The following is a 15,459-nucleotide window of genomic DNA, read 5'->3' on the forward strand; positions in this document are numbered from 1 at the left end:
GGGCTTACGCGGACCAGTGCGCGGGGCGGGCCAGCGTCGGGGGGATCTTGGTCCTGGCGTCGCCCCGGGCTGCGTTGAGCTGGGGCTGGGTCAGGAAGAGGGCGTCGCGGAGGTCCGCCCCGCGCAGGTCGGCGTCGCGGAAGTCCGCGCCGATCAGGTCCGCCAGGCGGAGGTCTGCGCCGCTGAGGTTCGCGGCGATGAGGTAGGCGCCGCGGAGGTTGGCGCCGCGCAGGTCCGCGCCTGCGAGGCGGGCGCCCATCAGGTCGGCGCCGCGGTGGTTCTTCTTGCGGGCCGGGGCCTTGGCGCGCGCCAGTTCGCTGGCGCGCAGGAGGAGCGTGTTGATGCGCCCGCGGAGGTCGCCCACGTCCAGGGCGGCCAGCGCGTCCGCGTCGGCGGCGGTCCACTGCGTGGTCTCGGTCAGCGTTCGGCGCAGGTCCGCGTGGACCGGGGCGGCTGCCGGGAGGGCGAGCGCCCCGGTGACGTAGAAGAGCAGCTCGTGCAGCTGCCGCAGTACCGGGAAGACCTCGTACATGCGGGCGGCCGTGCCGGGGTGCGTACGCCAGTCCCGGCCGCCGAAGGTCACCTGGGAGACCTGCTGGCCCGCGCCGAAGCAGTCGAAGACGGTGCAGCCCTGGAAGCCCTTGTCGCGCAGCCGGGTGTGGATGCCGCAGCGGAAGTCCTGCTGGAGGTTCTTGCAGGGCGTTCCGGCGGCCTTGTTCACCGCGAAGTCGTTGGACTTGGCGAAGGGCAGGGCGACGCAGCAGAGCGCGAAGCAGTTCGAGCAGTCTGCTTGCAGGACGGGGAGGGCGGGGACAGCGGGCGTGGCGGGAGTGGCGGACACCCGTCCATTGTCACCGGTCGGGGGCGGTGAGCCGCATCTGGAGGGCCGACCAGTGGACGCCGTCGACCTCCTCCACGTCCTCCAGTACCTGCTCGGTGCGGAAGCCGAGCTTCTCGTAGAGGCGTACGGCCGCGGTGTTGTGGGTGTAGACGCCGAGGTCGAGCGAGGGCAGGCCGAGCTCGTCGAAGGCGCGGGCGACGGCGAGTGTGAGGAGGGTCTCGCCGAGGCCCCGGCCGCGCGCCTCGGGGGCGATCAGTACGCGGCCCAGGCGGGTGCCGCGTACGGAGATGTGGCCGAGGGGGTGTCCGTCGGGGGAGACCGCGGTCCAGGTGTGGCGGTCCGGCTCGGCGGCGTAGGCGGTGAGCTGGGCGTCGTCCAGCGGCCAGGTGAAGGAGGGTCCCGCCCAGGTGACGAGCTCGGCCCGGGTGGTGATCCAGCGGTGCAGGGCCGGGGCGTCGTCCGCGGGGCGGAACGGGCGCAGGGAGAGGGGCGCGGGCGTCGCGGAGGGTGAGGGTGAGGGTGAGGAAGGCGTCGTGTTCATGTCTCAAGTATTCGTGTACGGAACCCGGTTGATCGCGGGGGCCGGTGCGGTGAGCATCCGTACATGACAGAAGTGATCGCAGTTGCCGTCATCACCCTCCTCGCCGTGATCAGCCCCGGCGCCGATTTCGCCATGGTCGTCCGGAACAGCTATCTGTACGGGCGGCCCACCGGGCTGTTCGCAGCGGCCGGTGTCGCGGCCGGCGTGCTGGTGCACGTCTCGTACACGATGCTCGGGGTCGGTCTCCTGATCGCCTCCTCCACGGCCCTGTTCACGGCGATCAAGCTGGCGGGCGCCGCGTACCTGGTGTGGATCGGGATCCGGACCTTCCGGGCGCGGGCCGAGCTGAGCGTGGACTTGGAGTCCAAGCCGGAGCTGACCCGGCTGGGCGCGCTGCGGTCCGGGTTCCTGACCAATGTGCTCAATCCGAAGACCACGCTGTTCGTGGTGTCGACGTTCACGCAGGTCGTCAACCCGGACACCCCCGTGTGGCAGCAGGCCGGGTACGGGCTGTTCATGTCGGCGGCGCACCTGGGCTGGTTCGGTGCGGTCGCGCTGTTCTTCTCGAACTCCCGGCTGCGCGACCGGATGCTGAAGGCGCAGAAGGCGCTGAACCGGGCGATCGGCTCGGTGCTGGTGGGGCTCGGGGTCGGGCTGGGCTTCGCCCGCTGAGGTCCCGTTGCTCCGTTGTCCCGTAGTGCCGCTGTTCCGCGTAGGCCTGGCGGGACGGGTTACCTGTCGGTAGCGTGCCGGGCATGGCGATCTCCGAGGCGTTCTTCGAGCGGGTCGATGCCGGGCGGTTCCTGGCCACCGAGTACACGCGCGGGCCGTGGGACCCCGGCTCGCAGCATGCCGGGCCGCCGGCCGCGCTGCTCGGCCGGGCCGTGGAGGAGCGGGAGGGCGCCCGCGCCGACATGCGGATCGCGAGGATCACGTACGAGATCCTGCGGCCGGTGCCGATCGGCCCGCTGGAGATCACCACGTCCGTGCTCCGGGCCGGCCGCAGCACGGAGGTGGTCGAGGCCGCCCTCGCCCCGGCCGGGGCCGCGCCGGTGATGCTGGCGCGGGCGCTGCGGATCCGGGTGGCCGAGGAGGCCGTGCCCGGTGTGGTCCCGGGGCCGCAGCTGCCGCCGCCCGGGGAGGTGGAGGTGACGCCGTTCTTCCCGGTGCCGTGGGAGACCGGCTACCACTCGGCGATGGAGACCCGGTTCACCGAGGGCGCGTTCGTGGAGCTGGGCCCCGGCACCTGCTGGATGCGGATGAAGGTGCCGCTCGTAGCCGGGGAGGAGACCCGGCCGCTGGACCGGGTCCTGATCGCCGCCGACTCGGGCAACGGGATCAGCTCGGTCATGGACTTCGGGCGGTACGTGTTCATCAACGGCGACCTGACCGTGCACCTGCACCGCCACCCGGTGGGCGAGTGGGCCTGCGTGGAGGCCCGTACGAGCGTGGACGCGGGCGGGATCGGGCTCGCGGACGCCCGGCTGCACGACGAGAAGGGGCCGATCGGGCGGAGCGCGCAGAGCCTGTTCGTCGCACCGCGCTCCTAGCGCCGCGTCACCGGCCGCGTCACCCGCCGCTTTCCTGGTCAACCCGGCTCCGTGGCACGGCAGTCGGTGTGGCAGGCTCGTTCCAATGGAGCCCCTGAGAGACGTCGACCCCGCCCGGATCGGGGTGCACGCGCTGTTGGCCCGGCTCGGTGCCGGAGGGATGGGGCAGGTGTACCTCGGGCGCTCGCCCGGCGGGCGCCTGGTCGCCGTGAAGGTGATCCGGGACGAGATCACCGGCCACCCCGAGGCCCTGGCCCGCTTCCGGCGTGAGGCCGAGACCGTGCGCGCGGTGCGGTCGGCGTACACGGCGAACCTGATCGACGCCTCGCTGGCGGCGCCGCCGTTCTGGCTGGCCACGGAGTACGTGGCGGGCCCGACGCTCGGTCACGCCGTCGCGGAGCACGGGGGTTTGCCGGCGGACACCTGCCGCCGGCTGTTCGCGGCGCTGGCGGAGGGGCTGGCGAGCGTCCACGCGTACGGGGTGACGCACCGGGACCTCAAGCCGCAGAACGTCATCCTGGGCGCGCAGGGCCCGCAGCTCATCGACTTCGGCATCGCGCGCGGCGTGGGCGAGACGGCCCTCACCCAGGACGGCCAGGCCCCGGGAACCCCGGGGTACACCGCGCCGGAGGTGCTGCTCGGGGCCGAGGCGGGGGCCGCCGCGGACGTCTTCGCGCTGGGCGCGACGCTGTCGTACGCGGCGACCGGGCGGCCGCCGTTCGGTACGGGCGCCGCGACGAGCGTGAGCTACCGGGCGGTGCACGAGCCGGTCGACGTGGCCGGGGTGGAGCCGGGGCTGGCGGCCCTGATCGAGGCGTGCGTGGCGAAGGACCCGGCGGCCCGGCCCGCCCTGCCCGAGGTCATCGGACGGTGCGGCGTACGGGACGCGCTGGTCGACGACCCCGTGTACGCGGGGCTGGGCGCGCTGGGCGAGGCCGTGCCGGTGCACGAGATGCGGACGCAGGGGCCGAGCTTGCCGTACGGCTACACGCCGACGCAGCAGGCGGTTGCGGTACCCGCGCAGGGGGCCGGGTGGCGTTCGCCGCGGGCCGCGGCGTCCGTGGCCGTGGCCGCGACGCTGGCCCTGGCCGCCTGGCTGCTGCTTCCGTTCGACGGGGGCGGCGCGCAGGGCCGGGGCGAGGACGGTGCGGCGGGTGCCACGGGCACGCCCGGACAGACGCCGGGCGCGGGGAGCGCCGCGCCCTCGGCGTCCAAGGGCGCCGCCGCCAAGCCGCCCGCCGAGTACATCGAGGGCAACCAGATCTCGCACTACTTCTGGTTGCCTTCCACCGACCCGGAGCGCGCCGCGCACGGCACCGGCGCGTGCAACCTGGGGCCGGAGCAGAAGCCGCCCGGTGCCGACATGCAGGCCGGCACCGAGGTCTCGGGGAAGTCCGTGACCATCAGCATGCGCATCAAGTACGCGGAGAACAGCGAGACCAAACCCGATCCGTACTACGTATCGGTGGCGGTCAGGTCCCCGCACGACCTCTCCCCGGACACCGGACAGCCCTTCCCCATGGACAACCGGGCCGTGGGTTTCACCAGCAAGCCCGTCGACATCTACAGCAAATGGAAGACGGGCGACTTCCTGACGCTCAAGTACCCGGACGACTTCGCGGAGCACGTGAACGGCAAGACGTACCCCGGCGTGCCCCTGGCCAACGACCCGGGGGACTGGACGGTGGTCTTCTACCACGTCGAGGATGACCCTACGAAGTACGCGAGTATCAGCTGCACGGGCTTCCGAGTGGCGTAGTGGACCTGGCGACACGAGCGATTCACACGTTAAAGCGACGGGGATGGGGGAGTGTTGACGGGTGCGCAGATTCTGGATGGCGAGTGGGATCGGGATCGGGCTCTGTCTGAGCTTCCTCGTGCTGATCGTGGTGGGGACGTACTCGGCCGCGGCAGGCCTCGTGGGTGCCGGGGCGGCCGGGGGCCGCGTGGTCGGGCTGGCCAAGGGGGCCGTCCCCGCGAAGTACCAGAACCTGGTGCAGAAGTGGGGGACCTTGTGCCCGGCCATGACACCTGCGCTGCTGGCTGCCCAGCTGTACTCGGAGAGCGGCTGGAATCCGAGCGCCGTCAGCCCGGCCGACGCCCGCGGTATCGCACAGTTCATCCCCGGCACGTGGGCCGGACACGGCATCGACGGGGACGGTGACGGCGACCGCGACATCTGGGACCCCAATGATGCGATCCCCTCGGCCGCTTCGTACGACTGCGAGCTGGCCAAGGACGTGGCGGGGGTGCCCGGGGACGCCACGAGCAACATGCTCGCGGCCTACAACGCGGGCGCGTACGCGGTCATCAAGTACAGCGGGGTGCCCCCGTACAAGGAGACCCAGGGGTACGTGAAGGCCATCACGACCCTCGCGAAGAGCTTCGAGCGGCCGGTCGGGCGGGTCGCGCCCTCGCAGCAGGCCGCCGGGGCCATCTACTTCGCGCAGAAGCAGTTGGGGACCCCGTACCTGTGGGGCGGCAACGGTACGCCGGACCAGGACGGGCGGTTCGACTGCTCGGGGCTGACCAAGGCCGCGTACGAGTCGGTGGGGATCGAGCTGCCGCGCGTCGCCAACGACCAGTACAACGCCGGGTCGCATCCCTCGCGCGGCGAACTGCTCCCCGGTGACCTGGTGTTCTTCTCCGATGATCTGACGAACTCTCGGGAGATCCGGCACGTCGGTCTCTACGTGGGCGGCGGATACATGATCAACGCCCCGTACACCGGCGCCGTGATCCGCTTCGACAAGATCGACACCCCGGACTACTTCGGCGCGACGCGTGTCACCAAGGACGGGGCCGAGGCCCTTCCCGACCACGCTGCCGACGCCAAGTCCCCCTAGGGGATGCCCTCACCGCGCCGTTCGCCACGCTGCGTCAACCCAAGGCCCTGAGCTGCGACGATGAGTCACTCTTCGATAACGTTGCCGTGATCATTCGGTGGAGAGTGGAACGTGGCGTTCAGAACGGGCGTTCCATGGACGCAGGCTTGATCAACGGGGGGGTTCAGGGGCGCACGCAGGCGTGCGCCCGAGGGGAACCGAGCAAGGGCAAGGGGCCGCATCGCCATGGCTGGACTCACAAGTAGTGGGCCGAACGTGGACGTCAGCCTGCTGTACGACATCAACGGGCTGGCCCGGCACGCCCCGGCCGGAGTCGACCGGGCCGTCGGCCTCGTCAGCGCGTACGGGATCCCGCTGGCCCTGGTGCTCCTCGTCCTGTGGTGCTGGCACGGTGCGCGCCGGCAGGACGAGTCCACGGCCGTCGAGTCGTTCGCCGCGCTGGTGTGGGCCCCGTTCGCCGCCGCGCTCGCCCTCCTCGTGAACGTCCCGCTGCGCGCCTTCGTCGGGCGGCCGCGGCCGTTCGTCGAGCACAGCGGCCTGGACGTGCCGGCACCGGACGCCGGCCCCGGCGACTTCTCCTTCGTCAGTGACCACGCCACGCTCGCCATGGCCTTGGGCGTCGGCCTGTTCATCGCGAACCGGAAGCTCGGGCTCATCGGGATCGGCCTGGCCCTCGCCGAGGGCGTCTGCCGCGTGTACCTCGGGGTCCACTACCCGACCGATGTCATCGGCGGCTTCGCGCTCGGCACCGCCGTCGTGTTGGTGCTCGCGCCGCTCGCGATGGCGCTGCTGAACCCGCTCGTGCGGGCGGTGGCCCGCGCCCCGCGCGCGGGGCGGCTGGTCCGCGCCAAGCGCCGCGGGCTGCCGCACCCGGTGGACCTCGCCCAGCCTCAGACCCCGCCCCCGGCCTGCCTCACGCACGAGAGCGACCTGGCCGCCTAAGGGCTGTCCCGTAGTCCCTGGTGGATCAACGCGGCGAGGCGCCGTAGCCGACGTCGTGCGCCCGCCGGGGATTACGGGACAGCCCTTGGCTTTCAAGGCCGGGCGCAGGCGTCCCATACGGAGATCAGGACGGCCGCCAGCAGGCACAGGCCCGCTCCGCCGAAGCACAGGCGGACCGCCCTCGGGCGGGGGCGGGGGCGGGGCCGAAGGGTCACGGGTCGCCGCTCTCCGCGCCGTGGCGCTCCGAGTCGTCCTCGCGGCGGTAACGGGAGCGCAGCCACAGACCGGTGGCCACGGCCGCGGTGGTGGTCGCCCCGATGGCCAGGGCCACATCGGCCGGGCCGTCCGCCGAGCCCGTCGGGCGCGCCGAGGCCGCGGCGGCGGGCGTGAGCGCGATGAACAGGGCCCAGAGGAGGGCGGCGACGCGGGGTGCGGGTCCTGGCATGCATCCAGGGCATCCGCTCCCGGGGGCGTCGGCCAGCCGGGCCGTCCGAACGGGCGATCAAGAAGACCCCTGCCCCCGGACCCTGCCCCCGGACCCTGCCCCCGCAGCGACGGCCTAGCCCGAGTTGTGCCGGTCCGCGTCCTTGCGGGCCAGGTCGCGGGATCGGCGGGCCGGACCTCTCCAGCCGCAGGTGCAGAGGGCCAGGCAGAACGAGCCGCGCTCGGCGGTGCTCGCGGAGTGCCCGGCGGGTGGCCGCTCGGTGGGGCGGGGGAGCGGCACGACTTCAAGCGGAGGGACGAGCGACGCCTTGGTGTGCGGATCCACACCACCACGGTACCTGGGTCCGGCACGGGCCCGGGACCGCGGCGGCCCGTGACGGGAAACCCCGGACCTCGTTAACCGGAGCGGGTGGGGGCCTCGGGCAAACAGCGGTCACGCGTTGGGGGTTGGCAGGCGATGGTGGTGCACCAGCACAGGCGACGGCGCGGGCGTGCGGGTGAGGCGGTGCTCGCCTTCGGCATGGCCGTGACCTTGGCCGCGATGAGCGGGTGCGGAGGCGCGGACAAGGACGACGACCGGCCCGCCGCCGACCCGGCCGCGACCGTCCGGGGGGTCGCGGACCTACTGGCGAAGACCGGCAGCGCGCAGGCCCGTACGGCGATGGAGATGGCCACCGGCGGGACCCGGGTCACGATCCGCGGCGAGGGCGGGGTCGACTTCAAGAACCGGATGGGCCAGCTCCTGGTGATGCTCCCGGCCGACGCGGCCGGCAAGGACGAGCACCGGCCGATCACCGAGCTGCTCGTACCCGGCGCCCTCTACATGAAGAACCGGGGCGCGGGCGTACCCGCCAACAAGTGGGTCCGGGTCGACACGACGACCCTCGCGGACGGGAACCTCGTCACGGGCGGGGCCACCGACCCGCTGGCCGCCGCCGAGCTGCTGCGCGGCGTACAGGAGGCGACGTACGTGGGCGAGACCGAGGTGGCGGGCACCAAGGTGCGGCACTACCGCGGGACCACCGACATCGGGCAGGCCGCGAAGAGCGCCTCACCGGCGGTCCGCGGGGCACTGGAGGCGGCGGCGAAAGGGTTCAGCAAGAGCGTGGTTCCCTTCGACGTCTATATCGACGAGGAGGGCCGGCTGCGGAAGGTCCGGCACCGTTTCACCTATGTCAACAATGGCGTGATCGATGTCTCCTCCACCACGCTGCTCTACGGGTTCGGGACGCCGGTGACCGTCGTATTGCCCGCAAGCGGGGACATTTACGCCGGGAAGATCGCCGAATAGCCGGCCGGACGGTCCCGGGGCGGCGCGATCGGGCCATGGCCCGGTATCCGGAAATGGTCCATCCGTGTCATGCGCACAGCGCCCGTCCTCCCTACGCTGAGAAATCGAGCGCCGACGACCGATGACCCGATGACCGATGACGGCTGATTGAGGTGACACGCGTGACTCCCGCTGGCGGTACGACGGTGCAGGACCACGTGGCGCTCGCCGAGATCGAACTGTGCGGCGAGCTGATCATCGCGGCGTCCGCGGCGGTCGAGGAGCGGCTCAGCCAGGACCGGATCGACGAGGTACTGATGGGTCTCGGGCTGTAGCCGCATCCGCAGCACCGGCCGAAGGGCTCAGGTGCGCAGCAGGCGCGCGATGGCCTTCGTCGCTTCCTCGACCTTGGCGTCGATCTCGTTCCCGCCCTTGACGGCCGCGTCGGCGACGCAGTGCCGCAGGTGCTCCTCGAGCAGCTGGAGCGCGAAGGACTGGAGGGCCTTCGTGCTCGCCGACACCTGGGTGAGTATGTCGATGCAGTAGACGTCCTCGTCGACGAGCCGCTGCAGACCCCGGATCTGACCCTCGATCCGGCGCAGCCGCTTGAGGTGCTCGTCCTTCTGGTGGTGGTAGCCGTGCACCGCGCCGGCGGCGGTGGCGACGTCGGCTCCGGAGCCTTCCGCCTCGATGGCAGTCATGCGTCCTCCCGTGGTCCGGACATGAGGGGTATGCATACCCCTCATGGGTATAGGGTACTGGGCCCTGGCCGAAGGGACAGGGGCCCGTGGTCCTCACTCTGCCTGATGGAGGACACTGGGGAACCGCCCGGAACCGCCGGTTAGCCGTGGCCGGGGGATGCGCCTAGCATCAGCCTGACCGAATCCAATGCACCCCGAGGACCTCACGTGCGATTTCGTCTGACCCCCAGGGAGACGAGCTTCTACGACATGTTCGCCGCATCCGCGGACAACATCGTCACGGGCTCCAAGCTCCTTATGGAACTGCTCGGAGCGGACTCCTCCGCCCGGGCCGAGATCGCGGAGCGGATGCGGGCAGCCGAGCACGCGGGGGACGACGCCACTCACGCGATCTTCCACCAGCTGAACTCCTCCTTCATCACGCCGTTCGACCGCGAGGACATCTACAACCTGGCCTCGTCGCTCGACGACATCATGGACTTCATGGAGGAGGCCGTCGACCTGGTCGTCCTGTACCAGGTGGAAGAGCTCCCCAAGGGTGTCGAGCAGCAGATCGAGGTGCTGGCGCGGGCGGCCGAGCTGACCGCCGAGGCCATGCCGCACCTGCGGACGATGGACAACCTGACCGAGTACTGGATCGAGGTCAACCGCCTCGAGAACCAGGCCGACCAGATCCACCGCAAGCTGCTCGCACAGCTCTTCAACGGCAAGTACGACGCCATCGAGGTGCTGAAGCTCAAGCAGATCGTCGACGTGCTCGAAGAGGCGGCCGACGCGTTCGAGCACGTTGCGAACACGGTGGAGACCATCGCGGTCAAGGAGTCCTGAACCTCGTGGACACCTTCGCTCTGATCGTGACCATCGGTGTCGCGCTCGGTTTCACGTACACCAACGGTTTCCACGACTCGGCGAACGCGATCGCGACCTCGGTCTCGACCCGCGCGCTGACCCCGCGTGCCGCCCTCGCGATGGCCGCGGTGATGAACCTCGCCGGTGCCTTCCTGGGCAGCGGGGTCGCCAAGACGGTCAGCGAGGGGCTGATCGAAACGCCCACGGGCAAGCAGGGCATGTGGATCCTCTTCGCGGCCCTGGTCGGCGCGATCGTCTGGAACCTGATCACCTGGTACTTCGGTCTTCCCTCGTCCTCCTCGCACGCGCTGTTCGGCGGCATGGTGGGCGCGGCGCTGGCGGGCGGCACGGGCGTCATCTGGAGCGGGGTGATCGACAAGGTCATCATCCCGATGTTCGTCTCGCCGGTCGTCGGTCTGGTCGTCGGTTACCTGGTGATGGTGGCCATCTTGTGGATGTTCCGCCGGTCGAACCCGCACAAGGCCAAGCACGGCTTCCGTATCGCGCAGACCGTGTCCGCGGCCGGCATGGCGCTCGGCCACGGTCTCCAGGACGCGCAGAAGACGATGGGCATCGTCGTGATGGCCCTGGTCATCGCCGATGTGCAGACCGCCGACGCGCCGATCCCGATCTGGGTCAAGATCGTGTGCGCCGTGATGCTGTCGCTCGGTACGTACGCGGGCGGCTGGCGCATCATGCGCACCCTCGGCCGCAAGATCATCGAGCTGGACCCGCCGCAGGGCTTCGCCGCCGAGACCACCGGTGCCTCGATCATGTTCGGCTCGGCGTTCCTGTTCCACGCGCCGATCTCCACCACCCACGTGATCACCTCGGCGATCATGGGTGTGGGCGCGACCAAGCGGGTCAACGCGGTCCGCTGGGGCGTCGCCAAGAACATCGTCATGGGCTGGTTCATCACCATGCCGGCCGCGGCCCTGGTCGCCGCGCTCAGCTTCTGGATCGTCGACCTGGCCTTCGTCGGCTAGCGGTCGCGACCGGCAGACGAAAGCGGGCCGGCTCCCCCCACCCAGGGGGAGCCGGCCCTTTTCTTTCGCCTTGCGGTGGCACCGCCATGCAGCACCGCAGGACGTGTGTTCACATCCGAGGGGCTTCGGTTTAGCCGAAGCGGCCCGAGATGTAGTCCTCGGTCGCCTGCACGGACGGGTTCGAGAAGATCCGGTCCGTGTCGTCGATCTCGATGAGCTTGCCGGGCTGGCCGACCGCCGAGAGGTTGAAGAACGCGGTGCGGTCGGAGACGCGGGCGGCCTGCTGCATGTTGTGCGTCACGATGACGATCGTGAAGCGCTCCTTCAGCTCGCCGATCAGGTCCTCGATCGCGAGGGTGGAGATCGGGTCCAGGGCCGAGCAGGGCTCGTCCATCAGCAGGACCTGCGGCTCGACCGCGATGGCGCGGGCGATGCACAGACGCTGCTGCTGGCCGCCGGAGAGGCCGGAGCCCGGCTTGTTCAGGCGGTCCTTGACCTCGTTCCAGAGGTTGGCGCCCTTCAGGGACCGCTCCACGATCTCCGAGAGCTCGGACTTCTTGAAGCTGCCGTTCAGGCGCAGGCCCGCCGCCACGTTGTCGAAGATCGACATGGTGGGGAAGGGGTTCGGACGCTGGAAGACCATGCCGACGGTGCGGCGGACCGCGACCGGGTCGACGCCGGCGCCGTACAGGTTCTCGTCGTCCAGGAGCACCTTGCCCTCGACGCGGCCGCCGGGGGTGACCTCGTGCATGCGGTTCAGGGTGCGCAGGAAGGTGGACTTGCCGCAGCCGGACGGGCCGATGAAGGCGGTCACGGAGCGGGGCTCCACGGTCATCGAGATGTCATCGATGGCCTTGTGGGCGCCGTAGAAGGCGGACAGTCCGCTGACGTCGATTCGCTTCGCCATGAGGGGTCACTTCGCTTTCATACAGTCGCGTCAGCGACCGGTCTTCGGGGCCTTCCAGCGGGCGATGCCGCGGGCCACCAGATTGAGGATCATGACGAAGGCGATCAGGACGAGCGCTGCGGCCCATGCCCGGTCGTAGGAGGCGTCACTGCCGACTTTGTACTGCTCCCAGATGTACAGCGGGAGCGAGGACTGAGCACCTTCGAAGGGGTTCGGGTTGATCAGCTGGGTACCGAAGACCAGCAGCATGATCGGCGCGGTCTCACCGGCGATACGGGCCACGGCCAGCATGACGCCGGTCGCGATGCCGCCGATGGCGGTGGGGAGCACGACCTTGAGGATCATGCGCCACTTCGGCACACCGAGGGCGAGGGCGGCCTCGCGCAGCTCGTTCGGGACGAGCTTGAGCATCTCCTCGGTGGAGCGGACCACGACGGGCATCATCAGGATCGACAGGGCCATCGAGCCGGCGAAGCCGGACGGGCCGAAGCCGAGCGCCAGGTTCCAGGTCGTCAGGATGAAGAGGCCCGCGACGATGGAGGGGATGCCGGTCATGACGTCGACGAAGAAGGTCACGGCCTTGGCGAGCGGGCCCCGGCCGTACTCGACCAGGTAGACGGCGGTCAGCAGACCGATCGGCGCGGCGATCGCGGTGGCCAGGGCGACCTGCTCGATGGTGCCGAGCAGCGCGTGGTAGACGCCGCCGCCCTCCTCGAAGCTGGTGACACCGTTCATCGAGTGGCTGAGGAAGTCCCCGGAGAGGGCCTCCATACCGCGGCTGATGGTGGTCCAGATCAGCGAGAGCAGCGGGATGACCGCGAGGACGAAGCTGACCCACACGATGGAGGTCGCGATGCGGTCCTTGGCCTGGCGGCGGTTCTCGACCACCGCGCTGGCGGTGTACGTGATCGCGAGGAACAGGACGGCGGCGATCAGGCCCCATTGGATCTTGCTGTGGAGGTCGGCGACGACGCCGATGCCGCAGCCGAGGGCGATCGAGAGGACCGCGATGCCGGCCGGGGCCCAGCGGGGGAGGCCGCCTCGGGTGAGGCCGGCGGGAGCGGCGGACTTCGGGGCCCGGGCGGGCCGCTGGTCCTGGAGTGCGTGGCTCATCAGGCGTTCGCCCCCGAGAAGTCCTTGCGACGGGCGATGATCAGCCGGGCTGCGCCGTTGACCAGCAGGGTGAGCAGGAAGAGCACGAGGCCGGAGGCGATCAGGGCGTCGCGGCCGAACTCGTTGGCCTCGTCGAACTTCGCGGCGATGTTCTGCGCGAACGTGCCGCCGCCCGGGTCCAGGATGTGCCCGTTGATCAGGAAGCTCGGGGAGAGGACCGTGGCGACGGCCATGGTCTCGCCGAGGGCGCGGCCGAGGCCGAGCATCGAGGCGGAGATGACGCCGGAGCGGCCGAAGGGCAGCACCGACATGCGGATGACCTCCCAGCGGGTCGCGCCGAGGGCCAGTGCGGCCTCCTCGTTCATGCGCGGGACCTGCAGGAAGACCTCGCGGCTGACGCTGGTCACGATCGGGAGGATCATGATCGCGAGCAGGATGCCGACGGTGAAGAGCGAGCGCGCGACGCCGACCTGGGTCTTGTCGAAGACGTAGGTCCAGCCCATGTACTCGTCGAGCCAGAGGTTCAGGCCCCCGAGCTGCGGGACGAGGAAGAGCGCGCCCCAGATGCCGTAGATGATCGACGGCACGGCGGCCAGCAGGTCGACCACGTAGGCGAGGGGGGCGGCCAGCTTGCGCGGCGCGTAGTGCGAGATGAAGAGGGCGATGCCGACAGCGATCGGAACCGCGATGGCCATCGCGATGATCGAGCTGACGACGGTGCCGAAGAGCAGGACGGCGATGCCGAAGACGGGCGGGTTGGCCGACGCGTTCCAGTCGAAGGTGGTGAGGAAGTTGCCCTCGTTCTTCGACAGTGCGATCGAGGCACGGTAGGTGAGGAAGCCGGCGATCGACGCCATGATCACCAGGAGCAGGATGCCGGAGCCCTTGGAGAGCCCCGCGAAGATCTTGTCACCGGCGCGGCCGGTGGACCTTCCGCTCTTGGAGACAGGCGGAGCCTGGTCTATCTGGGTGGGTGTGGTGGAAGCCATGATCTTTCCGGTCTGGGTGGGGGGAAGGCCCCCTGGCGGCGGTGCACCGGATCCCCTGGGTGGAGGGGAGGGTCCTCAGGTGCCGGGCAGTTCGGACGGGAGCTGCCCGGCACCTGGGGTTTCAGCGATTAGGCCAGCGACTTGATGACTTCGCGGACCTTGGTGTTGATCTCGGCCGGGATCGGCGCGTAGCCGTTCTCGGAGAGGACCTTCTGGCCCGCGTCCGAGGCGGTGTAGTTCAGGAAGGACTTGACGGTGGCGAGCGTCTCGGGCTTGTTGCCCTTGTCGCAGACGACCTCGTACGTCACCAGGACGATCGGGTAGGCACCCTCGGCCTTGGTGGTGTAGTCGAGCTTGAGCGCCAGGTCGGAGCCGGTGCCGGCGATCTTGGCGGCGGCGATGGCCTTGGAGGCGCTGTCGGCGGAGGCCTTGACCGGGGCCGCGGCGCCCGTGTTCACGTCGACCGTCTTGATGCTCTGCGCGGAGGCGTAGGACAGCTCGAAGTAGCCGATCGCGCCGTCAACGGCCTTGACCTGCGAGGCGACACCGGCGGAGCCGGAGGCGGCCTGGCCACCGGGGGCCGGCCACTTCTTGGCGGCCTCGTACGTCCAGGCCTCGGGAGCGGTGGCCTTGAGGTACTTGCCCAGGTTCTCGGTGGTGCCCGAGTCCTCGGAGCGGTGGAAGGCCTGGATGGCGGTGGAGGGAAGCGTGACGCCGGGGTTCAGCTTCTTGATCGCCTCGTCGTCCCACTTCTTGATCTTGTCGTTGAAGATGTTGGCGAGGGTGGGGGCGTCCAGCGTCAGCTTGTCCACGCCGGCGACGTTGAAGCCGATGGCGATGGGGCCGCCGACCATGGGCAGGTTGATGCCCTGGCCACCGGTGCAGATCTTCTTCGACTCCTCGACGGCCTCGGGCTTCAGCGCGGAGTCCGAGCCGGCGAAGCCGACGGTGCCCTGGTTGAAGGCGACGATGCCCTCACCGGAGGAGGAGGACTTGTAGTTCACCTCGACGCCGGAGCAGGAGGCCATGTAGGCCTTGACCCACAGGTCGACGGCGTTCTTCTGGGCGGAGGAGCCGGAGGCCAGGAGCTTGCCCTTGGCGTCGTCGCACTTGATGTCGCCCGCAGCGGCGGCCGACGGCTTGCCGCTGGCGGCGCCGCCGTCCTTCGTGTTGTCGTCCGAACCGCACGCCGTGAGGACCAGGGCGCCGGACACGACAAGCGCCCCGAGGGCGGAGGCACGAAGCATGTTCTTGCGCTGAAGCTTCACTTTTCGGGTGTTCCTTCCAGAAGCCGCCGGCCGCTTTCTGTGTCGGGGCGGCGTGCGAAGAGGACTACGTCGGGTGCAGGGCGAGTCGCTCGATCTGGTCGGTGACGCGCTCCTTGCATCACTGAAATTAGGCAGATCAGGTGAAGTGGCCGACCGGGGCAAGTGAACGGACGGTGAACCATGGCGGACGGCCTGGTGTGGATCGCCGGGTT

Annotated in this window: 18 protein-coding genes; 9 read left to right on the top strand and 9 right to left on the bottom strand. The window is 70.2% G+C overall.

All coding sequences use genetic code 11. The features are described 5' to 3' along the window. Nucleotides 1-4 precede the first annotated feature (4 nt). Both OHT74_RS21280 and OHT74_RS21285 read right to left on the bottom strand, forming a co-directional pair. Nucleotides 5-841 (bottom strand): pentapeptide repeat-containing protein, encoded by an 837-nt coding sequence (locus tag OHT74_RS21280; protein WP_328621074.1) that lies wholly within the window; start codon nucleotides 839-841, stop codon nucleotides 5-7. A 10-nt stretch (nucleotides 842-851) separates the two neighbouring features. Further along, nucleotides 852-1,382, bottom strand: a complete 531-nt coding sequence (locus OHT74_RS21285; RefSeq protein WP_328621075.1) for a GNAT family N-acetyltransferase — start codon at nucleotides 1,380-1,382, stop codon at nucleotides 852-854. A 63-nt stretch (nucleotides 1,383-1,445) separates the two neighbouring features. Here OHT74_RS21285 and OHT74_RS21290 point away from each other — a divergent pair, with 63 nt between their 5' ends. The 5 genes from OHT74_RS21290 (at nucleotide 1,446) to OHT74_RS21310 (ending at nucleotide 6,720) form a co-directional block, all read left to right on the top strand. Next, nucleotides 1,446-2,054: a LysE family translocator gene (locus OHT74_RS21290; protein ID WP_266665950.1), complete on the top strand. Its 609-nt coding sequence runs from the start codon at nucleotides 1,446-1,448 to the stop codon at nucleotides 2,052-2,054. A gap of 83 nt (nucleotides 2,055-2,137) precedes the next feature. Next, nucleotides 2,138-2,932 carry a thioesterase family protein gene (locus tag OHT74_RS21295; protein ID WP_266995494.1) on the top strand — a complete coding sequence of 265 codons (795 nt, stop codon included), beginning with the start codon at nucleotides 2,138-2,140 and terminating at the stop codon, nucleotides 2,930-2,932. Between the two features lie 85 nt (nucleotides 2,933-3,017). After that, nucleotides 3,018-4,691, top strand: a complete 1,674-nt coding sequence (locus tag OHT74_RS21300) for a serine/threonine-protein kinase (RefSeq protein ID WP_266665952.1) — start codon at nucleotides 3,018-3,020, stop codon at nucleotides 4,689-4,691. A 76-nt stretch (nucleotides 4,692-4,767) separates the two neighbouring features. Further along, nucleotides 4,768-5,778: a C40 family peptidase gene (locus OHT74_RS21305; protein WP_328623358.1), complete on the top strand. Its 1,011-nt coding sequence runs from the start codon at nucleotides 4,768-4,770 to the stop codon at nucleotides 5,776-5,778. A gap of 225 nt (nucleotides 5,779-6,003) precedes the next feature. Then, entirely contained in the window at nucleotides 6,004-6,720 is a 717-nt protein-coding gene (locus OHT74_RS21310; RefSeq protein WP_328621076.1) for a phosphatase PAP2 family protein, read from the top strand. 211 nt (nucleotides 6,721-6,931) lie between these two features. Here the strand turns inward: OHT74_RS21310 and OHT74_RS21315 are convergent, their stop codons facing one another. Both OHT74_RS21315 and OHT74_RS21320 read right to left on the bottom strand, forming a co-directional pair. Further along, nucleotides 6,932-7,165, bottom strand: a complete 234-nt coding sequence (locus tag OHT74_RS21315; protein WP_266665954.1) for a hypothetical protein — start codon at nucleotides 7,163-7,165, stop codon at nucleotides 6,932-6,934. A gap of 114 nt (nucleotides 7,166-7,279) precedes the next feature. Beyond that, nucleotides 7,280-7,489, bottom strand: coding sequence for a hypothetical protein (locus OHT74_RS21320; protein WP_266673444.1), 210 nt, complete (start codon nucleotides 7,487-7,489; stop codon nucleotides 7,280-7,282). A gap of 132 nt (nucleotides 7,490-7,621) precedes the next feature. Between OHT74_RS21320 and OHT74_RS21325 the strand changes: the two genes are divergently transcribed. Together OHT74_RS21325 and OHT74_RS21330 are read left to right on the top strand one after the other, a co-directional pair. Then, nucleotides 7,622-8,455 carry a hypothetical protein gene (locus OHT74_RS21325; protein ID WP_328621077.1) on the top strand — a complete coding sequence of 278 codons (834 nt, stop codon included), beginning with the start codon at nucleotides 7,622-7,624 and terminating at the stop codon, nucleotides 8,453-8,455. A 161-nt stretch (nucleotides 8,456-8,616) separates the two neighbouring features. Beyond that, the gene (locus OHT74_RS21330) at nucleotides 8,617-8,769 is read left to right on the top strand and encodes a hypothetical protein (RefSeq protein WP_266673446.1); all 153 of its coding nucleotides are present in this window, start codon (nucleotides 8,617-8,619) and stop codon (nucleotides 8,767-8,769) included. A gap of 27 nt (nucleotides 8,770-8,796) precedes the next feature. Here OHT74_RS21330 and OHT74_RS21335 read toward each other — a convergent pair whose 3' ends face one another. Next, the gene (locus OHT74_RS21335; protein WP_266665956.1) at nucleotides 8,797-9,135 is read right to left on the bottom strand and encodes a metal-sensitive transcriptional regulator; all 339 of its coding nucleotides are present in this window, start codon (nucleotides 9,133-9,135) and stop codon (nucleotides 8,797-8,799) included. Between the two features lie 207 nt (nucleotides 9,136-9,342). Between OHT74_RS21335 and OHT74_RS21340 the strand changes: the two genes are divergently transcribed. Both OHT74_RS21340 and OHT74_RS21345 read left to right on the top strand, forming a co-directional pair. Next, nucleotides 9,343-9,963 (top strand): DUF47 domain-containing protein, encoded by a 621-nt coding sequence (locus OHT74_RS21340; protein ID WP_030157116.1) that lies wholly within the window; start codon nucleotides 9,343-9,345, stop codon nucleotides 9,961-9,963. Nucleotides 9,964-9,968: 5 nt separating this feature from the next. Then, on the top strand, nucleotides 9,969-10,970 hold the full coding sequence (locus OHT74_RS21345; RefSeq protein WP_266665957.1) for an inorganic phosphate transporter: 1,002 nt from the start codon (nucleotides 9,969-9,971) through the stop codon (nucleotides 10,968-10,970). 130 nt (nucleotides 10,971-11,100) lie between these two features. Here the strand turns inward: OHT74_RS21345 and pstB are convergent, their stop codons facing one another. The 4 genes from pstB to pstS form a co-directional block, all read right to left on the bottom strand. After that, a complete protein-coding gene (pstB, locus tag OHT74_RS21350; protein WP_266665958.1) occupies nucleotides 11,101-11,877 on the bottom strand; it encodes a phosphate ABC transporter ATP-binding protein PstB in 777 nt (258 codons plus the stop codon). Between the two features lie 30 nt (nucleotides 11,878-11,907). Then, nucleotides 11,908-12,990 (bottom strand): phosphate ABC transporter permease PstA, encoded by a 1,083-nt coding sequence (gene pstA / locus OHT74_RS21355; protein ID WP_266665959.1) that lies wholly within the window; start codon nucleotides 12,988-12,990, stop codon nucleotides 11,908-11,910. Further along, a complete protein-coding gene (gene pstC / locus OHT74_RS21360) occupies nucleotides 12,990-13,979 on the bottom strand; it encodes a phosphate ABC transporter permease subunit PstC (RefSeq protein WP_266665960.1) in 990 nt (329 codons plus the stop codon). Before pstC ends, pstA begins: the two co-directional genes overlap by 1 nt. A 128-nt stretch (nucleotides 13,980-14,107) precedes the next feature. After that, entirely contained in the window at nucleotides 14,108-15,247 is a 1,140-nt protein-coding gene (gene pstS, locus OHT74_RS21365; RefSeq protein ID WP_266665961.1) for a phosphate ABC transporter substrate-binding protein PstS, read from the bottom strand. Between the last annotated feature and the right edge of the window lie 212 nt (nucleotides 15,248-15,459).

The organism is Streptomyces sp. NBC_00354, from assembly GCF_036106915.1.
GTDB lineage: Bacteria > Actinomycetota > Actinomycetes > Streptomycetales > Streptomycetaceae > Streptomyces.

Excerpts from the sequence above, each read along its gene's own strand:
- OHT74_RS21285 (WP_328621075.1), bottom strand. The coding sequence starts at position 1,382 with ATGAACACGACGCCTTCCTCACCCTCACCCTCACCCTCCGCGACGCCC.
- OHT74_RS21290 (WP_266665950.1), top strand. The coding sequence starts at position 1,446 with ATGACAGAAGTGATCGCAGTTGCCGTCATCACCCTCCTCGCCGTGATC.
- OHT74_RS21295 (WP_266995494.1), top strand. The coding sequence starts at position 2,138 with ATGGCGATCTCCGAGGCGTTCTTCGAGCGGGTCGATGCCGGGCGGTTC.
- OHT74_RS21300 (WP_266665952.1), top strand. The coding sequence starts at position 3,018 with ATGGAGCCCCTGAGAGACGTCGACCCCGCCCGGATCGGGGTGCACGCG.
- OHT74_RS21305 (WP_328623358.1), top strand. The coding sequence starts at position 4,768 with ATGGCGAGTGGGATCGGGATCGGGCTCTGTCTGAGCTTCCTCGTGCTG.
- OHT74_RS21310 (WP_328621076.1), top strand. The coding sequence starts at position 6,004 with ATGGCTGGACTCACAAGTAGTGGGCCGAACGTGGACGTCAGCCTGCTG.
- OHT74_RS21315 (WP_266665954.1), bottom strand. The coding sequence starts at position 7,165 with ATGCCAGGACCCGCACCCCGCGTCGCCGCCCTCCTCTGGGCCCTGTTC.
- OHT74_RS21325 (WP_328621077.1), top strand. The coding sequence starts at position 7,622 with ATGGTGGTGCACCAGCACAGGCGACGGCGCGGGCGTGCGGGTGAGGCG.
- OHT74_RS21335 (WP_266665956.1), bottom strand. The coding sequence starts at position 9,135 with ATGACTGCCATCGAGGCGGAAGGCTCCGGAGCCGACGTCGCCACCGCC.
- pstB (WP_266665958.1), bottom strand. The coding sequence starts at position 11,877 with ATGGCGAAGCGAATCGACGTCAGCGGACTGTCCGCCTTCTACGGCGCC.
- pstA (WP_266665959.1), bottom strand. The coding sequence starts at position 12,990 with ATGAGCCACGCACTCCAGGACCAGCGGCCCGCCCGGGCCCCGAAGTCC.
- pstC (WP_266665960.1), bottom strand. The coding sequence starts at position 13,979 with ATGGCTTCCACCACACCCACCCAGATAGACCAGGCTCCGCCTGTCTCC.